General features: G+C 68.0%; 19 protein-coding genes, 1 tRNA gene and 1 rRNA gene. 9 read left to right on the plus strand and 12 right to left on the minus strand.

The features are described from left to right. Nucleotides 1-133: 133 nt before the first annotated feature. Nucleotides 134-817 (minus strand): DUF7504 family protein, encoded by a 684-nt coding sequence (locus NO931_RS16620; RefSeq protein WP_256393478.1) that lies wholly within the window; start codon nucleotides 815-817, stop codon nucleotides 134-136. A 204-nt stretch (nucleotides 818-1,021) separates the two neighbouring features. Here NO931_RS16620 and NO931_RS16625 point away from each other — a divergent pair, with 204 nt between their 5' ends. The 5 genes from NO931_RS16625 (at nucleotide 1,022) to NO931_RS16645 (ending at nucleotide 6,989) form a co-directional block, all read left to right on the plus strand. Next, nucleotides 1,022-2,503: a sulfatase family protein gene (locus NO931_RS16625; RefSeq protein ID WP_256393479.1), complete on the plus strand. Its 1,482-nt coding sequence runs from the start codon at nucleotides 1,022-1,024 to the stop codon at nucleotides 2,501-2,503. A 317-nt stretch (nucleotides 2,504-2,820) separates the two neighbouring features. Further along, nucleotides 2,821-3,951, plus strand: a complete 1,131-nt coding sequence (locus NO931_RS16630; RefSeq protein WP_256393480.1) for a 60S ribosomal export protein NMD3 — start codon at nucleotides 2,821-2,823, stop codon at nucleotides 3,949-3,951. Further along, nucleotides 3,944-5,026, plus strand: coding sequence for a class I SAM-dependent methyltransferase (locus NO931_RS16635; protein WP_256393481.1), 1,083 nt, complete (start codon nucleotides 3,944-3,946; stop codon nucleotides 5,024-5,026). Before NO931_RS16630 ends, NO931_RS16635 begins: the two co-directional genes overlap by 8 nt. 30 nt (nucleotides 5,027-5,056) lie before the next feature. After that, on the plus strand, nucleotides 5,057-5,395 hold the full coding sequence (locus tag NO931_RS16640; protein WP_256393482.1) for a DUF6176 family protein: 339 nt from the start codon (nucleotides 5,057-5,059) through the stop codon (nucleotides 5,393-5,395). Nucleotides 5,396-5,450: 55 nt separating this feature from the next. Beyond that, nucleotides 5,451-6,989 carry a carotenoid oxygenase family protein gene (locus NO931_RS16645; RefSeq protein WP_256393483.1) on the plus strand — a complete coding sequence of 513 codons (1,539 nt, stop codon included), beginning with the start codon at nucleotides 5,451-5,453 and terminating at the stop codon, nucleotides 6,987-6,989. 232 nt (nucleotides 6,990-7,221) lie between these two features. Here NO931_RS16645 and NO931_RS16650 read toward each other — a convergent pair whose 3' ends face one another. Further along, nucleotides 7,222-7,512: a hypothetical protein gene (locus NO931_RS16650; RefSeq protein WP_256393484.1), complete on the minus strand. Its 291-nt coding sequence runs from the start codon at nucleotides 7,510-7,512 to the stop codon at nucleotides 7,222-7,224. Between the two features lie 104 nt (nucleotides 7,513-7,616). Here NO931_RS16650 and NO931_RS16655 point away from each other — a divergent pair, with 104 nt between their 5' ends. Beyond that, a complete protein-coding gene (locus tag NO931_RS16655) occupies nucleotides 7,617-7,874 on the plus strand; it encodes a DUF7987 family protein (protein WP_256393485.1) in 258 nt (85 codons plus the stop codon). A 150-nt stretch (nucleotides 7,875-8,024) separates the two neighbouring features. Beyond that, nucleotides 8,025-8,795, plus strand: coding sequence for a hypothetical protein (locus NO931_RS16660; protein ID WP_256393486.1), 771 nt, complete (start codon nucleotides 8,025-8,027; stop codon nucleotides 8,793-8,795). A 46-nt stretch (nucleotides 8,796-8,841) separates the two neighbouring features. Here the strand turns inward: NO931_RS16660 and NO931_RS16665 are convergent, their stop codons facing one another. From NO931_RS16665 to NO931_RS16675, 3 genes are all read right to left on the minus strand, one after another. Continuing rightward, entirely contained in the window at nucleotides 8,842-9,216 is a 375-nt protein-coding gene (locus NO931_RS16665) for a hypothetical protein (protein ID WP_256393487.1), read from the minus strand. 84 nt (nucleotides 9,217-9,300) lie between these two features. Continuing rightward, the gene (locus tag NO931_RS16670; protein ID WP_256393488.1) at nucleotides 9,301-11,157 is read right to left on the minus strand and encodes a helicase C-terminal domain-containing protein; all 1,857 of its coding nucleotides are present in this window, start codon (nucleotides 11,155-11,157) and stop codon (nucleotides 9,301-9,303) included. Nucleotides 11,158-11,760: 603 nt separating this feature from the next. Then, the gene (locus NO931_RS16675) at nucleotides 11,761-11,988 is read right to left on the minus strand and encodes a DUF7561 family protein (protein WP_256393489.1); all 228 of its coding nucleotides are present in this window, start codon (nucleotides 11,986-11,988) and stop codon (nucleotides 11,761-11,763) included. Nucleotides 11,989-12,080: 92 nt separating this feature from the next. Here NO931_RS16675 and NO931_RS16680 point away from each other — a divergent pair, with 92 nt between their 5' ends. After that, complete coding sequence (locus tag NO931_RS16680) at nucleotides 12,081-12,980, plus strand: YkgJ family cysteine cluster protein (protein ID WP_256393490.1); 900 nt, start codon at nucleotides 12,081-12,083, stop codon at nucleotides 12,978-12,980. A 106-nt stretch (nucleotides 12,981-13,086) separates the two neighbouring features. On the opposite strand, the gene NO931_RS16685 is transcribed toward NO931_RS16680, so the two are convergent. Continuing rightward, nucleotides 13,087-13,260 (minus strand): DUF5786 family protein, encoded by a 174-nt coding sequence (locus tag NO931_RS16685; protein WP_256393491.1) that lies wholly within the window; start codon nucleotides 13,258-13,260, stop codon nucleotides 13,087-13,089. Nucleotides 13,261-13,469: 209 nt separating this feature from the next. Between NO931_RS16685 and NO931_RS16690 the strand changes: the two genes are divergently transcribed. Then, nucleotides 13,470-14,513, plus strand: a complete 1,044-nt coding sequence (locus NO931_RS16690; RefSeq protein WP_256393492.1) for a DUF5784 family protein — start codon at nucleotides 13,470-13,472, stop codon at nucleotides 14,511-14,513. A gap of 87 nt (nucleotides 14,514-14,600) precedes the next feature. On the opposite strand, the gene NO931_RS16695 is transcribed toward NO931_RS16690, so the two are convergent. The 6 genes from NO931_RS16695 to rrf all read right to left on the minus strand — a co-directional run bounded on the left by NO931_RS16695 (nucleotide 14,601) and on the right by rrf (nucleotide 17,935). Continuing rightward, nucleotides 14,601-14,888 carry a DUF5789 family protein gene (locus NO931_RS16695; RefSeq protein ID WP_375142074.1) on the minus strand — a complete coding sequence of 96 codons (288 nt, stop codon included), beginning with the start codon at nucleotides 14,886-14,888 and terminating at the stop codon, nucleotides 14,601-14,603. A 187-nt stretch (nucleotides 14,889-15,075) separates the two neighbouring features. Next, the gene (locus tag NO931_RS16700) at nucleotides 15,076-15,942 is read right to left on the minus strand and encodes a redoxin domain-containing protein (protein ID WP_256393494.1); all 867 of its coding nucleotides are present in this window, start codon (nucleotides 15,940-15,942) and stop codon (nucleotides 15,076-15,078) included. 200 nt (nucleotides 15,943-16,142) lie between these two features. Further along, nucleotides 16,143-17,240, minus strand: a complete 1,098-nt coding sequence (locus tag NO931_RS16705) for an aminopeptidase (protein WP_256393495.1) — start codon at nucleotides 17,238-17,240, stop codon at nucleotides 16,143-16,145. Between the two features lie 54 nt (nucleotides 17,241-17,294). Beyond that, nucleotides 17,295-17,501: a hypothetical protein gene (locus NO931_RS16710; protein ID WP_256393496.1), complete on the minus strand. Its 207-nt coding sequence runs from the start codon at nucleotides 17,499-17,501 to the stop codon at nucleotides 17,295-17,297. Nucleotides 17,502-17,570: 69 nt separating this feature from the next. Then, nucleotides 17,571-17,646: transfer RNA gene (locus NO931_RS16715), tRNA-Cys, on the minus strand. A gap of 167 nt (nucleotides 17,647-17,813) precedes the next feature. Next, nucleotides 17,814-17,935: ribosomal RNA gene (rrf, locus tag NO931_RS16720) — 5S ribosomal RNA — on the minus strand. Between the last annotated feature and the right edge of the window lie 204 nt (nucleotides 17,936-18,139).

The following is an 18,139-nucleotide window of genomic DNA, read 5'->3' on the forward strand; positions in this document are numbered from 1 at the left end:
AAGCAGGACTAAGAGAACCGAGAGCGTACGGCGGCGAAGCCGCCGTTTTACCGCGAGCGAACGCAGTGATCGAGGAGAGTTTTTGGCCTCTTCGCGAGCGCACCCGAGTCGGAAAAAGGTCGTAGCGTCGTCTCTAGACGATACCGGTGAACCCGGCGTCGGCGTCGCTGCCCCGAAGGTTGCGCCAGTCGGACCAGTCGTCCTCGACGCCCGAGCACCGAACCAGTCGGTCGCCGCCGCACTTGCGTACCTCGACAAGCGCGTCGAACAGGTGCTTGAGCCGCTCGACGTCACGGTCACTCGTCACGTTGGTGTGTACCGGGAACAGGCCGATCCCCTCCCGGTCGGCGACCTGCAGCGAGACGTAGTGGGCGTATCGCGCGGCCATGCTCGAATCAGCCGAGAGAAACGGCGTCGTCAGCGTGTCGTACAGGACGTTGACGGTCTGGCACCCGTCGGCCGCGAGCTTGTCGAAACACCGATCGATGCCCGTCGCCGTGCCGTTGAAGTCGACCGGCGACGAGACGTGCCAGGTGTTGGCGGCGGGGTCGGTCCGACGGCGGCCCGTCGGCGTGGCGTCGACGATGCCGACGCGCGATCGGTCCGGGCCGTCGCTGGGGCCCACGATCCGACGCGCGAACCGTCGCCCGGAGTCCTCGGTCGTTACGAGCAGCGCGGCGTCGTGGACGCCGACGGCCGCGCGAAGTAGCCGCCCGGGAAGACGGCCTAGCGTCTCGCGACTGGCCCCGGTCAACACCACGTTGCCGCCGGTCGGCAGGGCCGCGAGCACGTCGTCGACTGTCGCGATGGCGCTCACTGGCCGAACACGGGCGAAGTACCTTCCCGTATCGACTTAATTCTATTGTTGATCACCTCTGTTTAGATCCGGTAGCTATCCCGTACGAATCGGTTTGAATGCGCGTACGATCGGCGTGCTAGAATCGTACTTGACAGCTTGAGTCGCCGCTCGACGCAGGAACAACGCTTAATTCTCCGACACCCCCAGAACGCACGTCCTCGAATGCCTCCGAACGTCCTCCTCGTGCTGACGGATCAGGAGCGGTACGACCTCACGGCGCCCGACGGCCCGCCGGTCGAGACGCCGAACGTCGATCGCATCGCCGGCGAGGGGATGCGCTTCGAGCGGGCGTACACGCCGATCGGCATCTGTTCGAGCGCGCGGGCGTCGTTGCTGTCGGGACTGTACCCCCACGCCCACGGCATGCTGAACAACTGCCACGACCCCGACGCGATTCTGGAGAACTTCCCCGAGGAGATTCCGACGTTCGGCGAGGTGCTCGCCGAGAACGGCTATCGAAACAGCTACGCCGGCAAGTGGCACGTGGGGCGCGACCAGACGCCCGCCGACTTCGGGTTCGAGTATCTCGGCGGCGGCGACGGCGCCCACGCCGCCGCGGACGAGGACTTTTTCGACCACCAGCGCGACCACGGCGTCGATCCCGAATCGATCGAGCTGTCGGACGCGATCTACCATGACAACAACCCGGACAAGCCGATCTGCGCGACGGCCGAGCTGCCCGTCGAGGCGACGCGGGCGTACTACATCGCCGAGAAGACGATCGAGCGCCTGGAGCGTCTCGACGCCGACGACGAACCGTTTTTCCACCGTACCGACTTCGTCGGACCGCACCACCCCTACGTCGTTCCGGAGCCGTACGCCTCGATGTACGATCCCGACGAGATCGATCCCTGGGAGTCGTTCGCCGAGACGTTCGAGGGCAAGCCCCGCGTTCAGGAGAACTACCGCCAGTACCGCGGCGTCGACGGCCTGGAGTGGGACGAGTGGGCCGACGCCATCGCGAAGTATTTCGGCTTCGTGACGCTGATCGACGACCAGCTCGGCCGGATCCTCGCCGCCGCCGAGGACCTGGAGAACACGGTCGTCGTCAAGGCGGCCGACCACGGCGATCTCGCGGGCGGCCATCGCCTGTTCAACAAGGGGCCGATGATGTACGAGGCGGTCTACCGGATCCCGCTCGCGATCCGCTGGCCCGAGGTCGTCGAGCCGGGCTCGACCTGCGACGCGCCGGTGAGCCTGCTCGACCTGATGCCGACGTTCCTCGATCTCGCGGGCGCGTCGCCGCCAGAGCCGGTCCACGGCCGATCGATCAGGCCGCTGCTGGAGGGTCGACGCCCCGACGACTGGCCCGACGCCGTCGTCGCGCAGTACCACGGCGACGAGTTCGGGCTGTACTCCCAGCGCATGCTCCGAACTGATCGGTACAAGTACGTCTACAACGTGCCCGACGTCGACGAGCTCTACGACCTCCGCGAGGACCCACACGAGCTGGACAACCGGATCGACGATCCGCGGTACGAGCCGGTGCGGGCGGCGCTCCGGGAGCGACTGGTCGCTCGGATGGATCGTACTGAGGACCCGAACGCCGTCTGGGCGCGGCGGGCGCTGCTGGGCGGCGAGACGCCGCGCGACGATGCCGAGATCGACGCCGCGCTGAGCGACGCAAAAACGGGAGACACGTAGGGGGTGCGCCAGCGAACCCCCCGGACGCCGAGTGCGCGGCAGGTGGCGCCAGCATGAGACTCCAGCTGCCGGCCCGGCGGTGGCGCGGCCCAGCGTGCGTGACCCCGCTCGTGGGGGCGCGCCACGTGATACCCGTCTGGAGTGCAACACTTTGTTATGCGGAGCTAAGCGAGTTGACCCGTCAGTAAGTCCGATTGTACCGTCTGCGTGAACGGTCTGCGGCGCGACTGGACGCCGCGGCGGCGGCGTGACTCGGCACCACCCGGTTCGGGTCCGGAACGGACGGCTTAAACGCCGGAGGAACGTACCGACGGGCCATGAGCGAGACGCGCGCGTTCTGCCCCCGCTGCGGCGACGCCATCGACACGCCGCTAGAGGCCCGCGAGGAGCGCCGCGGCGACCCCGCGCTGTGTGATTCCTGTTACTTCGACGAGTTCGAGTTGATCGACGCGCCCGACCGCGTGCAGGTGCGGGTCTGTGCCACCTGCGGCGCGGTCCACCGCGGGAACCGCTGGGTCGACGTCGGCGCCGACGACTACACCGAGGTCGCCGTCGAGGAGGTCAGCGAGTCGCTGGCGGTCCACTTCGACGCCGAGGAGGTCGCCTGGAGCGTCGAACCCGAGCAGGTCGATCAGACGACGATTCGGATGCACTGCTTCTTCACGGGCGTCGTCAACGGCACGCCCGTCGAGGAGCAGGTGACGGTGCCGGTGAAGATCACCCGCCAGACCTGCGATCGCTGCGGTCGGATCTCGGGGGACTACTACGCCAGCATCGTCCAGTTGCGCGCCCGCGACCGGACGCCGACCGACGAGGAGGTCGAGCGTACCCGCGAGATCGCCAACGAGGTCGTCGACGAGATGGAGGCGACCGGCGACCGCAACGCGTTCGTCACCGACGCGAGCGAGGTCGACGCCGGGCTGAACCTCAAGCTCTCGACCAACAAGATCGGCATGAAGGTCGCCCGCCGGGTCGTCGAGGAGTTCGGCGGGAGCTACTCCGACTCCGAGACGCTCGTCTCGGAGGACGAGGACGGCAACGGCGTCTACCGGGTCACCTTCGCGGTGCGGCTGCCGCCCTACCGCCCGGGCGAGGTGATCGACCCCGAGGACGACGAGGGGCCGGTGCTGGTCACCAGCGCCCGCGGGAATCTCAAGGGTACGCGCCTGACCACCGGCGAGCGCTACGAGGCCTCCTACGAGGAGGGCGACGCGCCCGACGCCAAACGGTTGGGAACGATCGACGACGCCGAGGAGACCACGCTCGTCGCGGTCGAGGACGAGCGCGCAGTGCAGGTGCTCGATCCCGAGACCTACCGCGCCGAGACGATCGCACGACCGGACTATCTCGATACGGACGCCGACGCTGTCCCGGTGCTGAAGAGCCGCGCGGGGCTGCACGTGCTGCCCGAGGACGACCGAGCAGATCGCGGTGGCGAGGATGCCTGACGCGGGCGATCAACCGCTGGCCGTGGTGGTCGAGAAACCCCGCGCCGAGGTCGCGACCGAGCAGCTGCGCGGCGAGGGCGTCTACGACGACGGGCGGAAAGTCCGCGAGTACGGCGCCGAGACGGTCGCACTGCCGGTGACCGCATCGCCCGCCGAGACGGACGTGCTGGAGGTCGTCGTCCAGACCGACCCCGAACTGCGCGGGACGACGCTGCCCGACCTGCTGGCCGAGCGAGGCTGGACCGACGCCGAAATCGAGCGGGCGCCCGGCTCGTGGGCGGTGATCGGCAGCGTCGTCCTCGTCACGCTGGAAGACTGCCCCCGCGAGGCCGAACTCGGTGACGCCCTGCTGGAACTCCACGGCGAGGCCGACACCGTGCTGGCCCACGAGGGCGTCGACGGCGAGCGCCGCGAGCCCGACGGGCGCGTGATCGCGGGCGACCCGAGCACGGAGACGATCCACACCGAACACGGCACGCGCTACGCGCTGGATCTCCGGGACGTGATGTTCTCGCCGGGCAACAAGGCCGAGCGCGCGCGGATGGCCGACGTGATCGCGGGCGAGGCGGGACCGGCCGTCGGACCCGCAGACGGAACCGGTCCAGACGCCGAAACCGACCGCGACGGCCCCGAGCGCATCTTCGACATGTTCGCGGGGATCGGCTACTTCACGCTCCCGATGGCGCGGGCCGGCGCCGACGTGACCGCCGCGGAGATCAACCCCGCGGCGTACCGCTACCTGATCGAGAACGCCGTGCTCAACGACGTGCAGGACCGCGTGGAGGCGTACCGCGCGGACTGCCGGGACGTCGAAGTAAGCGACGCCGATCGGGTCGTGATGGGCTACTACGACGCCCACGAGTACCTCGATACGGCCGTCTCGGCGGTGGCGTCCGGCGGCGTTCTCCACGTCCACGAGGCGACGCCGGAGGCCGAACTGTGGGACCGCCCCATAGGGCGGATCGAGGCCGCGGCCGATCGGGCCGGGCGCGGCGTCGAGATCGAGGGGAAGCGAAAGGTCAAGAGCCACAGCGAAGGCGTCTGGCACGTCGTCGTCGACGCCAGGGTGGCGTAGAGTTTTGACGGCGGCGACGTGACAGCGAGTATGGACGACGTCACGCTCGTTCGGACGCGGATCGACCCCGGGCAGACCGAGCGGCTCCGCGAGTGGTTCGCGGAGCTGCGCGAGCGCGAGGCCGAAGTGCTGGAGACGCTCCGCCACGAGGGGGTCTACACCGAGACCGCGTTCGTCGATTCGACCGAGGACGGCGATTTTCTGTACTACTACATGGAGACGGCGGACCTCGACGAGGCGGTCGCCGCGGGGGACGCCGAGGAGTTCGACATCGACGAGGAGCACCACGAGGTGCTGGCGGAGACCCTGACGGACGAGCGCCGAGAGCTGGAGCCGATCGGCCACTTCGTCAATCCCGACCGCCCCTGAATGGCGGCGCCGACCTCGGGGGTACGTTGAGGTAGCTGGCCCCCGAACTCCGACCGTGACCGCCGACCACAGACTCGGGTTCCGCGACGCCGAGGCGTGCCCGCCGACCGAGCTTTCGGTCGAGGGCGAACTCCCCGAGTGGCTCTCGGGCGTCCTACTACGGAACGGCCCCGGGAAGTTCTCCGCCGGCGACCGGACGGTGAACCACTGGTTCGACGGATTCGCCCTGCTCCGGCGGTTCGCGATCCGCGACGGCGGCGTCGAGTTCGCGTCGCGATTCCTCCGGAGCGACGCCTACGAGCGGGCGCGGGCGACCGGCGACCTCCGGTACGCCGAGTTCGGCACCCGCCCGGACGACGGCTTGCTGGGGCGGGCTCGGCGTCTTCTCTCCGGCGAGTTGACCGACAACGCCTCGATCACCGTCACCCACCGTGATGGCGAGTTCGTCGCCGTGACCGAGCCGCCGCGAGCGTGGGCGTTCGACCCCGGGAGCCTGCGCACGCTCGATCCACGCCGATTCGACGACGGCGTCGACGCGACCGGTTCGACGGCTCATCGCCACTACGACCCGCGACGCGGGGAGACGTGGGGGCTGGCCACCCGCCAGGGCAGGAACAGCGGCTACGTCCTCCACCGCAGGGCCGACGGGAGTGACCGCCGCGAGCCGGTCGCAGCGATCGACGTCGACCGGCCGGCGTACATCCACAGCTTCGCGCTGACCGACCGGTACGCCGTCGTCACCGAACCGCCGTTCGTCACGTCGCCCCGTCGATTGGTGACCGCAGATACGTTTCTCGACGCCCACGAGTGGGAGCCGGAGCAGGGAACCCGGTTTTTCCTCTGCGATCGGGAGTCCGGCGAGATCGTCGGCCCCTATCGGGCCGAGCCGTTCTTCGTCTTCCATCACGCCAACGCGTTCGAGGACCGTGGCGAAGGCGACCTCGTCGTCGACCTGATCGCGTTCGACGACGCCGGCGCCGTCACGAAGTTCTCGATCCCGAATCTCCGCTCGGCGTCGCCCGATCTGCCGGCGGGCGAACTGCGGCGCTACCGGCTTCCGGTGGCGCCGCTGGAGGCCGACGTCGTGCCGAGCGGGGACGCCACAGACGTGCCGAGCGCAGGGTCGGCAACGCCGATCCGGGCGACGGCGTCCGAGACGCCGGTCGAGCCGACGCCGACGACGCTCCACGAGGGGCCGATGGCGTTCCCGACGATCGACTACGCGGAGCACAACGGTCGGGAGTACCGGTACGTCTACGGCGCGGGCAATCAGCGGCATCCGCCCGAAGAATTTCTGAACCGGCTCGTCAAAGTCGACGTCGAGACCGGGCGCACGCGGACCTGGTCGGAGCCCGACGTACATCCCGGCGAACCGCTGTTCGTCCCTGCGCCGGCGGAGAGACGGGACGGCGAGGACGACGGCGTCCTGCTCTCGGTCGCGCTCGACGCCGCGGCCGAACGGTCGGCGCTGCTCGTGCTCGACGCCGCCGACCTCTCGGAGCGCGCCCGGGCGCCGCTGGATCGCCCGCTTCCGTTCGGCTTCCACGGGCAGTTTTACCGGGACGGCGGCCGTCCGATCCAGTCGATGGCCTGAGCGGGCGCCGCTCCAGCTGGCCGAGCGGGTACACACCGTCGCGCGCCGTCCGGAGCGCACCAATTATGGTGGTCGGCGCGCTACGCCCGAGTATGGATCGAAATCAGATCATCGCGCTCATGTTCGTGTTCCTGATGGTGTCGTCGCTGGTCGCGATGACCGCCGCGGCGCTGTGATCGGGGTCGGCGCGCAACGGCGTCGCCCGACCTCGCGGTAGTCACCAGCGAGGCGCTCAGAGCTTCTCTAACAGTCGCCCGACCAGCCCGTCGCTCTCGCCCGTCCAGGTCTTTTTGCGGACGTCGCCGGGAAACTTCATGTACTCGGCGTCGTCGACCGCCGCCGTCTCGTGGGTCGCGACCAGCGACAGCAGGTTGCCGATCGCCTCCGCCTCGATCTTCCCGACGCCGGAGCAGCCGGTCGCCTCGTCGGTCGCAATCCAGAGCGGTTCCTCGATGCCGTACACCGGGGGCTCGTAGTGTTCGACGGCGGCGCGCTCGCGCACGGCGTCGACGCTCGCGTCCATACGGTGAGTGGGGCGCGCACGATCAAAAAGCTCGTCCGTGAGTCACACACTCATGGTGTCAACCGATAGAAAGGTATATTTAGCCGACTGTACTTCTATCTAGCATGCCCACTAGCGAAACTATGGTGACCAACGCGTCGGTCGCTATCGCGGTCGGGCTCTGGTACGCCGCCCAGAGTTACGTCAGTCCCCTCCTGCAGGTCGCGGTCCTCGCGACGATCGGTCTGGTCCTCCCCGCGATCTACCGGCGGTTGGCCGCCTCGGCTTCGGAGTATCCGACTCAGCACGGCGTCGACCCGGTCCCCGGTCACTCGCCGAGCCAGTCGAGCGACGCCGCGCCGGATCCGACGCCGGCCGACTAAACCGCGCGACGAACACTTTTCGACAGCTGTCCGCCGTCGAGCGTGGCGGCGATCCTACAATATCGCATGGCGCCGCCGTTCCGGCGGAAGACTACAGCGTCTCTTTGAGCCTACGGAGCGGCTTTTTGGGTGGCTGCGGTAGCAGAAAGTATGAAACGGAGAACGATCCTGCGAAGATCGAGCGTACTCGGCGCGGCGGCCCTCGCCGGCTGCCTGTCTGAAGCGGCCCCCGGAGAAAACGACGATCCGAACGAATCCGACCCCGACGACGCGGAGCCCGAGGCAGACGCCGAAACCGATGGCGCAGGGAACGACGACCCCCAAACCGGGAACGACGACGTGGAACACGACGACGGCAGCGAGTCTGACGGCGATGCGACGCCGGAGCTGACCGATAGCGCGATCGATATCTCCGGGGTTAGCCCGGGCCAGGAGCTCGACGACGCCGACATCGAGTTCGACCGGGACGCCGACGCCGTGATCGTCGACGGAACGATCCACGGGAGCGACACCTGTCGGACGGCTACGCTGGGCAGCGTCGACTACGACGCCGAGGCCGACGAGTTGTCGGTCGACGTCGTCACGACCCTCGTGGACGACGCCGAGAACCGGACGTGCATGCAGGCGATCGTCGAGATCGACTACACGGCACGCGCCGAGTTCGAGGGCGGCCTGCCGTCGTCGGCCACGGTGAGCCACGATGGCGACGCGTTCCTCAGTGCGAGCCACGGCTCGTCGTCGGCGTCCGACTCGTCGTCGGCGTCCGACTCGGGGTCGGCGTCTGACTCGGGGTCGGCGTCTGACTCGGGGTCGGCGTCCGACTCGGGGTCAGCGTCCGACTCGGGGTCGTCATCGTCATCGCGATCGACGTCCGGCTCGGCCTCGGGATCCGGCTCAGCCTCGACGTCGACGGACCGCTAAACGGGTCAGGCTGCCGGGAAAGCGGGCGCCGTCAACCGGTTCGCGCTCACTGATCGAGCTCGACGGTCCAGACGCGCCAGTCCCCATCTCTGGCGGCGTGAGGGCCGGCTTCGTCGTCCGCGCACCGGCGCAGTTCGACGATCGCCTCGGGCGCCCGGACGCCGGCGATCGTGGCGCCGACCGCGACGCTCGCTCTCGTCGGACCCTCCTCGATCGTCGTCGTTCCGGTGACCTCGGTCGGGACGGACTGGAGCAGGAGCGGTACGAGGAAATCGGTCAGCAGCACCGAAAAGAGCAGCGCGGCGTCGCCCGCTCCGTCCATCGGGCCATCCGGGTGCACCAGCTCGTCGGCCTCGTCGAACGCGCCGTCGGCGAACCGATCGACGAACGTCGACGCCACCGACGCCGAATCGTCGTCCATCACGAGAGCGCTCGTTCCCGATCGATCAAAACCGTTGTGCCGATCGACTGATGTCGATCAGTTCCGACATCGCATCGACCCCGATCAGCCGTCGGTGTCCCAGACGTCTGCGATCGGACTGGAGTCCCGAGAGGAACTCGACGAGCGCGAACCGCGCGAGGACGACCCGGTGCTGCCGCGGGACGACGCCGACGAGCGTCCGCCGGACGAGCCGTTGGGGCTCGACCGCCCTGACGAGCTGCCGGCGCGGTCGCGGCGCCGTCCGTCCGTCGAGTCGGCGACCCCGATCGCAGCGTCGGGATCGAACGCCGGGAGCTCCGGCTCGGACATCTCGACGAGTTGGTCGTCGAACCAGTCCGGAACGTCGTGGCTCGCGCGGTCGAACAGGTCCAGCAGGCTCGAATCCGCGAGGTAGGTCGCCCCGTAGTCGTCGGGCGCGCGGACGACCCGCCCGCAACCCTGGATCACCGTCCGCAGCGCGGTGCGGTAGTACCAGCTCCACTGGCCGTCCTCCAGACGGTGGGCGACGCGCGAGTCGCCGGTGTTGGGGTAGGGCGCCTTGCAGATCACCTGCCAGCGCGCGAGGTCGCCCTCGAGGTCGAGCGCCTCCTCCATCTTCACCGAGAGGAACACGTCGGGGCGGTCGCTGTCCTTCCACGCGTCGAGCGCGGCGTCGCGGTCCTCGCGGTCGTGGGTGCGCACGCGCTGGCCGACGCCGAAGTTCCCGAGGCGCTCCTCCAGGCGGGACTGGATGTCGTAGGAGTGGCAGTGGATCAGCCCCTTCTCGTCGTCGTGCTCGCGCATGATCCGGACGATCGTTCGGGCGACGTTCGGGATCGTCTCGTCGCGGTGCTCGTAGGTCATCTTCCCCTGCGCGACGTCGTACAGCGGGCGATGCTCGACGGGGAACGTGTGGCCCACGTCGACGAGCGCGACGTCGGCGGGGTCGAGGCCCACCTGCCGGCAGAACGCCTCCTTGTTGAGGATCGTCGCCGACAGCAGCGCGAACTTGTTCGCGCGGTCCCAGACGGTGTGTTTCAGGTATCGCTCCGGGTCCATCGGCTTGATCGTGACCGGTCCTCCTTCGCCCTGGCCGTCACCACCCTCGCGGTCGTTCTGGTCGACGAGCCACGTCGTCGAACTCTGGGGGTCGCGGTAGTCCTCGACGAACCACTTGAGCTCCGATATCAGTTCCTGCAGGCGGTCGCGCTCGGCGGCCTCGGCGGGCTCCAGATCGCCCTTCTGAAGCAGGTCGTCCTTGCGCTTCGTGCAAGTGTCGATCAGCGCGTCGGCGTAGTCGACCGCCTGATCCGGGCCGTCGAGGTCGGGCACGCGCAGGTCCTCCCACATCGGCACCGTGCGCGGGCCGAGGTGGGTCGTCGCGTACATTTCGGCCCACTCGGCGAGCCCGTGGGCCTCGTCGATCACGCAAACGTCGCGCTTGCGAAACACGTCGGAGCCGGCAGTCTGCATGAAATACGCCAGCGTCATCGCGGCGATGCGGCGATTCGAGGCGATCGCTCGATCGGAGAAGTACGGACAGCGGTGCTTGACCGAGCAGTCGTACCCCCGCTCGCGGGCGCAGGGGGCCTGGTCAACCGGGGTATCAGTTTCGCCGGGGAGGATGCAGTCGTAGTTGCTCTTGCCCCGGATGATGCTGAGGTCCTCGAGCAGGTCGTCGCCGGCGACGTCGTCGAGCTGGGAGACCTGCGGCGTCGTGTAGTAGGCGTTGGTCGCCTCGCTCGGCGCGGCGTCGTCGCCCCGGCGCGCGCAGCCGGCGATGGCGCGAGCCAGCAGGGACTTGCCGCTGCCGGTCGGGGCGCGCACCAGCACCACGTCGTTGCCGGCCTCGAACGCCTCGCGGATGTCCGCGAGGGCTTGCTGCTGGTTGCCGCGGTAGGAGGGCGCGGGAAACTCGTCGAGGATGCGGCTGGCGTCCACTACGATGTAGGGCGCGACGTACGATGGTAAAGTCTGCGACTCCGGTGCTACGTAGTTGGTTGTTCAATGGTGCGAACAATCGGGAAATCTCTGCCGCACTCTCTCGAACAGCAGCTACGACTGTGAACTCCCTGAAAGCCCCCGCCGCGCTCTCTCGAACAGCATAGAACGGTAACTTCCTGAAAGCCCCCGCCGCGCTCGACCGGTTACGACTTGCTGCGCGCTTCGCTCCCTCCGGTCGCTCCAGTGCTTACGGCGTGTCACCGGATCGAGCGCGGCGGCCCCTTTCATTCCCACCCGACCGCAACCTCGTCCTCCCCAGCCGATTCGCTCGCTCCGCTCGCTCATCCCTCGCACGGCGCTGTCTCGCCACGAGGGCTCGACAGCGCGCGCCACCGCAACCGCACGGCCCGGCGCGACTCTGGTCGCGCCGACGGGGAAGGGCAGGTTGCTGTTCCTGACGGACTGAAAGGGCGTCCTCGTGAGCGTAGCGAACGGGGGCTCGGAAGAGCGTGCTCTTCCGTCGAGCGGGCCGAGGGCTTTCGAGGTAGTCTCAGCAAGTCGTACAGACCGTTCTCAGCGTAGCAGTCGAACCGCGCACAGTCACCCGCCGTCGCCATCCCCTGCAGACCGTTCCAGCGCGGCGACGTCCTCGGCGGTCGGATAGTCCGGCAGGGCGTCGACGCAGTCGAAACAGAGGAAGTGCTCGCTGTCGTCGTCGAGTTCCAGCGTCATCCCGCCGGTCGTGCCCGGCGAGAGCGTCCAGAAGTCGCCGATCCCGCCGCCGATCCGCACCTCGGCGCCGCAGCCGTCGCAGGGGTCGGTGCTCATGGCGCGGCGTAGGGGCGCCACCCGGAAAGCGTTCACGTCCGCGACGGACGAACGGGACTACGGATTTTAGCCAGCGTCGCGTACGTACTCCCATGGAGGTCGACTGCGAGGGCTGTGCCGGTTGCTGTATCGACTGGCGCGCGCTGGTCGACGAGCCCGACGACCGCGAGCGCCGCGGGAACCGCAGACCGCTGGACGACACCTACAACCTCGTCCCGCTCCGGCGTGGAGAGGTCCGGGCGTTCCTCGAAGCTGGACTGGGCGACGCGATGACGCCGCGGCTCTGGCTGGACGACGGCGGCGTCGAGATCGACGGCCGAGAGCTCGCCGGCATCGGCGGCAGCCCCGTCTTTTTCGTCGGGCTCCGAACGGTTCCGAAACCGGTCGCACCGTTCGACGACGACCCGGAGTGGCTCCCGGCCTGCGTCTTCCTCGATCCCGAGACGCTGCAGTGCCGGATTCACGGCGACGAGCTTTACCCCCAGCAGTGTTCGAGCTACCCGGGCCACAACCTGACGCTCGACCAGGAGACCGAATGCGAGCGGGTCGAAGGTGCGTTCGGCGGCGACAGGCTGCTCGACGACGAGCCGCCCGACGACGCCGTAGCGCACAGCACTACCACCCCCGGTTCGCAGGCTCGTCAGGACGCCGACGGACTCCTGCTCGGCCCGCAAGCGCTTGGCGAAAAGCTGTTCGTTCATCCCGATCCCGCGCGACTGGCCGGGGCCGTCGACCGGATCGCCGAGGGCGAGCCGACCGCGGCGGATCGCGCGGAGTTCGTCGGCGTCGCGGCGGCGTCGAGCCCCGGCACGACGAGCGTCGACGACCGACGCTACGAAGCGGCCAGAGAGCGAGCGCTCGACGCCGACTCGTGGGTCGGCGCGGCCGCCGACGAGTGGTGCGAGCGGCGCGACGCCGACGCGGCCGATCCGTCGCTCGCCGCGGTCGTCGAGGGCGAGCGCGGCGCGCCGCCGACGCCGGGGTGGGACTAACCGGGGATCAGGACCCGCGGAGATCGCCGAGCGTCGGCGTCGACGCGTCGTTCGCGGAAACAGCGGCCGCTAGTCTGACTCGACGGATTAGTAGAAGGAGAGCGGTTCAATCGGACTTGATCTGCTCGAACGCGTCGAGCAGCTCCTCGGCGGAGTCGCCGGAGTCGTACTCGACGGTACCGCGGTACTCGGACCGCGCTCCGTCGAAGTCGGCGTCGACCTCGCTGGTCTTTTGCTCGCGACGTTCGTGTTCGTCCTCGTCATAGGCACCCATTGACATGGTAAGTACGAACACAGTAGGCCGCTGTGACTTATCAATGTAACGGTTGTTCACACTCCCGTGGAGGCGGAAACACCCGCCTATGGACGGCCGGATCGCAGCGATCGAGTACAGGTTCAGCGTAGTTGTCAGGGAGCGGAACGCAGCGCCGCCGGCGGCGCTCCGTCGCGGGGAAAACAGGTATACGGGCCGGACTCCTACGCACGGCCGTGGCGAGTCCGCTTCGTTTCCGCAAGTCGACCGAGCGCTGGACGCCCGACCGCGTCCAGCGTGAGCTCCTGTCCCCGCTGGACGACAACCTCGGGGCCGACGCCGTCGCTCCGCGGTTCGACCCCGGCGGCGGCTGGTCCGTCCGGCGGTTCGACGTCGACAACGGCGACATCGCGCTGTTTCTCTGGCGCGACGACGAGGGGTACTGGCTCGGCAACACCGAGACGCCCCAGACGCTCTGGCGTACCGACAAGTTCGGCTGGACCGAGGTTCCGTACCACGTCGCGCGCTTTTGCCAGCGCGAGCTGCTGGCGGAGCTGCTCGACGCCGAACCGTGGCTCGAACCGTACGACCACCTCACGTGGTTCTTCCTGCCGGTGTTCATGTCCAAAGACGGTCGGGAGACGACCCGGGCGTTCTTCCGGGACCACGCCGCGGGCTTCCCCGACGCCGACGGCGAGGACGCGATGGCGTTCTACGACGACTTTCTCGCGACCGGCGCGTTCGACGACGAGCGCGAAGTGATGGCCGGCAAGCTCGGAACCAGCGAGGTGTTCGACCGGGTTCGCATGACCGCGGCGATGGGCGAGTTCAACGCCGCGAAGATCCTCACCGACGCCGGCTACGGGATCACGCCCGAGATCGCGGTCGGAACCGGTCACTCGCTGGACTTCCGCGCGACGCCGACGGACGTTCCCGCGGCCGACGGTGGCGATCCCGACGGCGCCGACGCTCCGGGGACCATCGTCGAAGTGACGCGACCCCAGCCCCCGACGCGGCGCAACGCGAACACGCCGACCGCCGCGGTCCGGGAAACCGCCAACGGAAAGGCCAGCGGACAGCTGAGCGAGCACGGCGACGCCGTGCTGTTCGTCGACTGTTCGAGCTTCCGAGACGACGAATGGGCGGCCGTCCGCGGCGAGCGACCGGCGCTCCCACACCGCCCGGCAGTGGTGTTTCGCGCCCGTCCGACCGGACGGATCGAGGGGTACGCAACCGGAACCGTCCCGCTCGACCTCGACGGCAGCATCGACCTGGCCTGATCGGGCGCTTCACGGCCCGCGCAGCGGTGTCAGCGTTCGATATCCTCGATAGCCGAAACGGGAGGGGCAGCGACCGCGCCGACCGCGTCAGAACGAAACCTGATCCGGGCCGTGTGGACTACCCGGCGGCGTCGGATCGCGGTCGCTGTACCCCTTCCGGCCGATCGCGCGCTCGCTGACGGACGAGTAGATGGCGTACTCGGCGTCCTCCGGCCGCTCGTACGTCTCGGCGTCGATGCGAGCCAGAATCTCACGGATCGTCTCGGCGCCGTCGTCGAGGTCGATCCGTCGGTCGCCGTGTCGTTCGATCAGTTCGTCGGTCGTGATTGGATACTCGGTCTCGGACAGCATCTCTCGGGTGCGTCGCGTCATCATCGGATAGTGGATGATAGATAATTATAAACGTTGCCTAGTACGTCACCCATGGGTTGGGAGAGCCTTTCCTTCATTAAGGACCATTATAGAAGTCGTGTTGTCGCGTACCGCAGCATCAGTTCACGCAGAGTCGCTGCGGGATGCCGCGTAGTCTCGAACCACGTTGCGGCGCCGCCACGGCCCGCCGTCAGAACGAGTAGAGGTCGGGGATCGGCTCCATTCCGCGAGCGCGACCCAGCGCGACTTCGGCGTCCTCGGCGGTTTCCGCCGCGATGGCCCGTTCGTCGTCGGCCTGCCGTCGCGCCGCGGCGGCGTACCAGCGCGCCGCCTGCCGGTAATGGCTCGCCTTCTGCTTGGCCCGGTCGCTGGCCCGCGCGATGTTGTCGGACTCGGCGAACCGTCGGGCCGTGTCGAACCCCGTCTCCGCTTCCTGAAAGTAGTACTCGGCCTCGCCGAACGCCTCGGCGGCGACCTTCCACGACGCATCGTCGTACGCGGCGAGCGCGCTCTCGTTCTCCGAGCGGCCGTACTCGAGGTGCTCGTGGGCGGTCCGGTAGCGCTCGATCGCGCCGCGGTCGTCCTGGATCGAATCGACGGCCTCCCGGACATCATCGACGTCGGGCAGTTGCGTGGGCTCGTCGGTCCGCCAGGCGTACCGGACCGTGCCGCGGTCGTCGACGACGAACACCGACCGCTGGGCGAGGCGGCTGTGGCCGTGGAGCTCAGTTCCGAGGACGCCGTAGCGCTCCGCGACCCGCCCGTCGTCGTCGCTAACCAGCGGAAACTCCAAGCCGTTCTGACGCGCGAACTCCCGGTGGCTGAACGCGCTATCCGTCGAGACGCCGAGAATCGTCACGTCGCGCTGGAGGTTGAACAGGTCGATGTCGCGCAGCGAGCACAGCTCGTCGGTACACACCGGACTGAAGTCGGCCGGATAGAACGCGAGAACTGCGATCCGCCCGTCGGCGTGCTCGCTGAACGTCAGCTCCCGGATCTCGCCGTCGATCGCGGCCGGTGCGGTGAACTCGGGCGCCTGCGTCCCCTCGGCAATCATATCAGCTATCGTACGACTGGAGGATCATAGTTCCGACGGCGCGGGCCGTACTGCCCGGAATCGGCGTCCAAATGGTCGATTACTCTCGAAGCTGTCTTCCCACCAGAATCGACCTTTCGCGGGACGACCACCTTTTTTTGGGGCTCACTGGTCCGCCCCTCGAAAAGGTGGGGCAAAAGCCGCTCGCTGTGCTCGCGAGACTACTCCTCAAACCCCTCCTCCCACCGGAACTGGCCGTTCCGCTGGACGACCTCCCCGTCGACCTCCAACAGGGAGTCCTCGGCGACCGTAGTAATCAGATCGACGTGGACGGCGCTGTCGTTACCCGACTCCCCGTTTGGCAGGTTGGCGTCGTACGCTCGCCCAAGCGCGAGGTGGACAGTGTCGCCCATCTTCTCGTCGAACAGGATGTTGTCGGTGAACCGATCGATCCCCCGGTTCATCCCGACGCCGAGTTCGCCGAGTCGGCGAGCGCCGTCGTCGGTCTCCAGCACGTCGGCGATCACGGACTCGTTCTGGCCCGCCGCGAAGTCGACGACCTCGCCGTCCTCGAAGACCAACTGGACGTCGGCGACCCGCTTGCCCCGGATCGTCATCGGCACGTCGAAACGCACCTCGCCCTCGGTGGCGTACGGTGCCGTGAACACCTCGCCGCTGGGGAGATTATGAGAGTCGTACGCGACCGAAGCGGCGCTGTTGACCGCGGTCCGACCCTCGATCGACATCGTCAGGTCGGTGTCGTCGGTGACGAGGCGGACTTCGTCCCCGTCGTCGAAGATCCGTTTGAGTCGATCCATCTCCCCGGCTAGCGAGTCCCAGTCGCGCAGGACGGCGTCGTAGACGAAGTCCTGGTACTCCTCGTAGGCCATCCCCGCCTGCTGGGCCAGCGATCGCGTCGGGTGGACCGTCTTCACCCAGTCGGTCGCGAGACGCGCCTCGCGGATCTCCTCGGTCGCACGGGCGTGGGCGCGGCGCCGCTCGCCGGGTACGTCGGCCGTCGCACTCGTGTTGTGGCCGCCGCCCAGTGCAAGGTAGGCGTCGGCGTTCTCGAAGAGCGCGAGTTCGTGGGCAGGATCAACGTCGAACTCGCCGTCGTGGCTGCGGAGATACGCTCGCTGGACCTCGCCGGAGCTGTACGTCGCTACCAAGTTCGCGCCGCGCTCGCCCAGCAGTTCGGCCGTGGCGACCGCGAGGTCGTGAGCACCCTCGTCGACCGATAGCACGACGTTATCGCCCGACTCGATGCGTGCACTCCAGTCGACGAGTACCTCGGCGTGCTCGCGGATTCGTTCGTCCATGCTACGGAACGACGGGCGAGGTGAATAAAAAGGCGACCGAAGCTCGACGCCGTCTCAGAGAGCGGTAACCACGCCGTCGGTTACCTCGCCCAGCGGGTCCTCGATCTCGTAGCTCGGCGTCGCGACGCGGATCGTCGACTCGGCGCCGATATCGTCGAATCGCACGTGGAGTTCGTAGTTTCCTTCACCGTTGATCGGGGCGGCTTGGTACTGGTCAGACGTGTCCTGGTAGGCCCAAGCGTACGACCTGTCGTCAGTCACGGGCGTCTCACCGACGATCGTCCCGACCAGCTCCTACTCGTCTTCGACCGTATTTCGTCGCGATAGAAAAGCCAAGGGCCGGATTTGAACCGGCGGTGGGCGGCTCTGCAGGCCGCTGCGTTCGGCCGGACTCTGCCACCTTGGCGCAGTTCGTCATAGACCCGTCACCCGCTTAAGCGCTACGTTTCGGGGATGTCGCACCACTGTATTCCCGCTGCGCGGCCGCCGTGCGGCGCGGTCGCTGTGCGGTCGCTGCGCGTTCGAAATGAACGAACCCCCACGAGCGCGGTGCTCGTGAGGGTGAGTATGAGTGGCAGGCGGCGAGGCAGTGTTCCCAGAGGCTCGCGCACTCCAGTACTTGCTGCCACGTGGGTGAGCTTAACTTCCGTGTTCGGGATGGGTACGGGTGTTACCTCACCGCTGTGGCCGCCTTAACGCCGACCAGCGGAATCGAACCGCCGACGATGGTACCAACCATCGGAAAGGCAATGTTAGTGTACGTGCGATCCAGTTAACGCCTGGACTCATTCTCGAAGACGACCGGTCGTCTCGAAACTGAGCCAATGCGGTATGACTGTGTGGCGATCTTGATTAGTGCTCGCGGACTCAACGTCTCGTTGCCTCGACGCGTACATCCC

Source organism: Natronoarchaeum rubrum, assembly GCF_024494695.1.

What these genes read in the sequence shown, in the direction of transcription:
- NO931_RS16625 (WP_256393479.1), top strand. Translation starts at nt 1,022, where the DNA reads ATGCCTCCGAACGTCCTCCTCGTGCTGACGGATCAGGAGCGGTACGAC.
- NO931_RS16630 (WP_256393480.1), top strand. Translation starts at nt 2,821, where the DNA reads ATGAGCGAGACGCGCGCGTTCTGCCCCCGCTGCGGCGACGCCATCGAC.
- NO931_RS16635 (WP_256393481.1), top strand. Translation starts at nt 3,944, where the DNA reads ATGCCTGACGCGGGCGATCAACCGCTGGCCGTGGTGGTCGAGAAACCC.
- NO931_RS16640 (WP_256393482.1), top strand. Translation starts at nt 5,057, where the DNA reads ATGGACGACGTCACGCTCGTTCGGACGCGGATCGACCCCGGGCAGACC.
- NO931_RS16650 (WP_256393484.1), bottom strand. Translation starts at nt 7,512, where the DNA reads ATGGACGCGAGCGTCGACGCCGTGCGCGAGCGCGCCGCCGTCGAACAC.
- NO931_RS16655 (WP_256393485.1), top strand. Translation starts at nt 7,617, where the DNA reads ATGCCCACTAGCGAAACTATGGTGACCAACGCGTCGGTCGCTATCGCG.
- NO931_RS16660 (WP_256393486.1), top strand. Translation starts at nt 8,025, where the DNA reads ATGAAACGGAGAACGATCCTGCGAAGATCGAGCGTACTCGGCGCGGCG.
- NO931_RS16665 (WP_256393487.1), bottom strand. Translation starts at nt 9,216, where the DNA reads ATGGACGACGATTCGGCGTCGGTGGCGTCGACGTTCGTCGATCGGTTC.
- NO931_RS16675 (WP_256393489.1), bottom strand. Translation starts at nt 11,988, where the DNA reads ATGAGCACCGACCCCTGCGACGGCTGCGGCGCCGAGGTGCGGATCGGC.
- NO931_RS16680 (WP_256393490.1), top strand. Translation starts at nt 12,081, where the DNA reads ATGGAGGTCGACTGCGAGGGCTGTGCCGGTTGCTGTATCGACTGGCGC.
- NO931_RS16685 (WP_256393491.1), bottom strand. Translation starts at nt 13,260, where the DNA reads ATGTCAATGGGTGCCTATGACGAGGACGAACACGAACGTCGCGAGCAA.
- NO931_RS16695 (WP_375142074.1), bottom strand. Translation starts at nt 14,888, where the DNA reads ATGATGACGCGACGCACCCGAGAGATGCTGTCCGAGACCGAGTATCCA.
- NO931_RS16700 (WP_256393494.1), bottom strand. Translation starts at nt 15,942, where the DNA reads ATGATTGCCGAGGGGACGCAGGCGCCCGAGTTCACCGCACCGGCCGCG.
- NO931_RS16705 (WP_256393495.1), bottom strand. Translation starts at nt 17,240, where the DNA reads ATGGACGAACGAATCCGCGAGCACGCCGAGGTACTCGTCGACTGGAGT.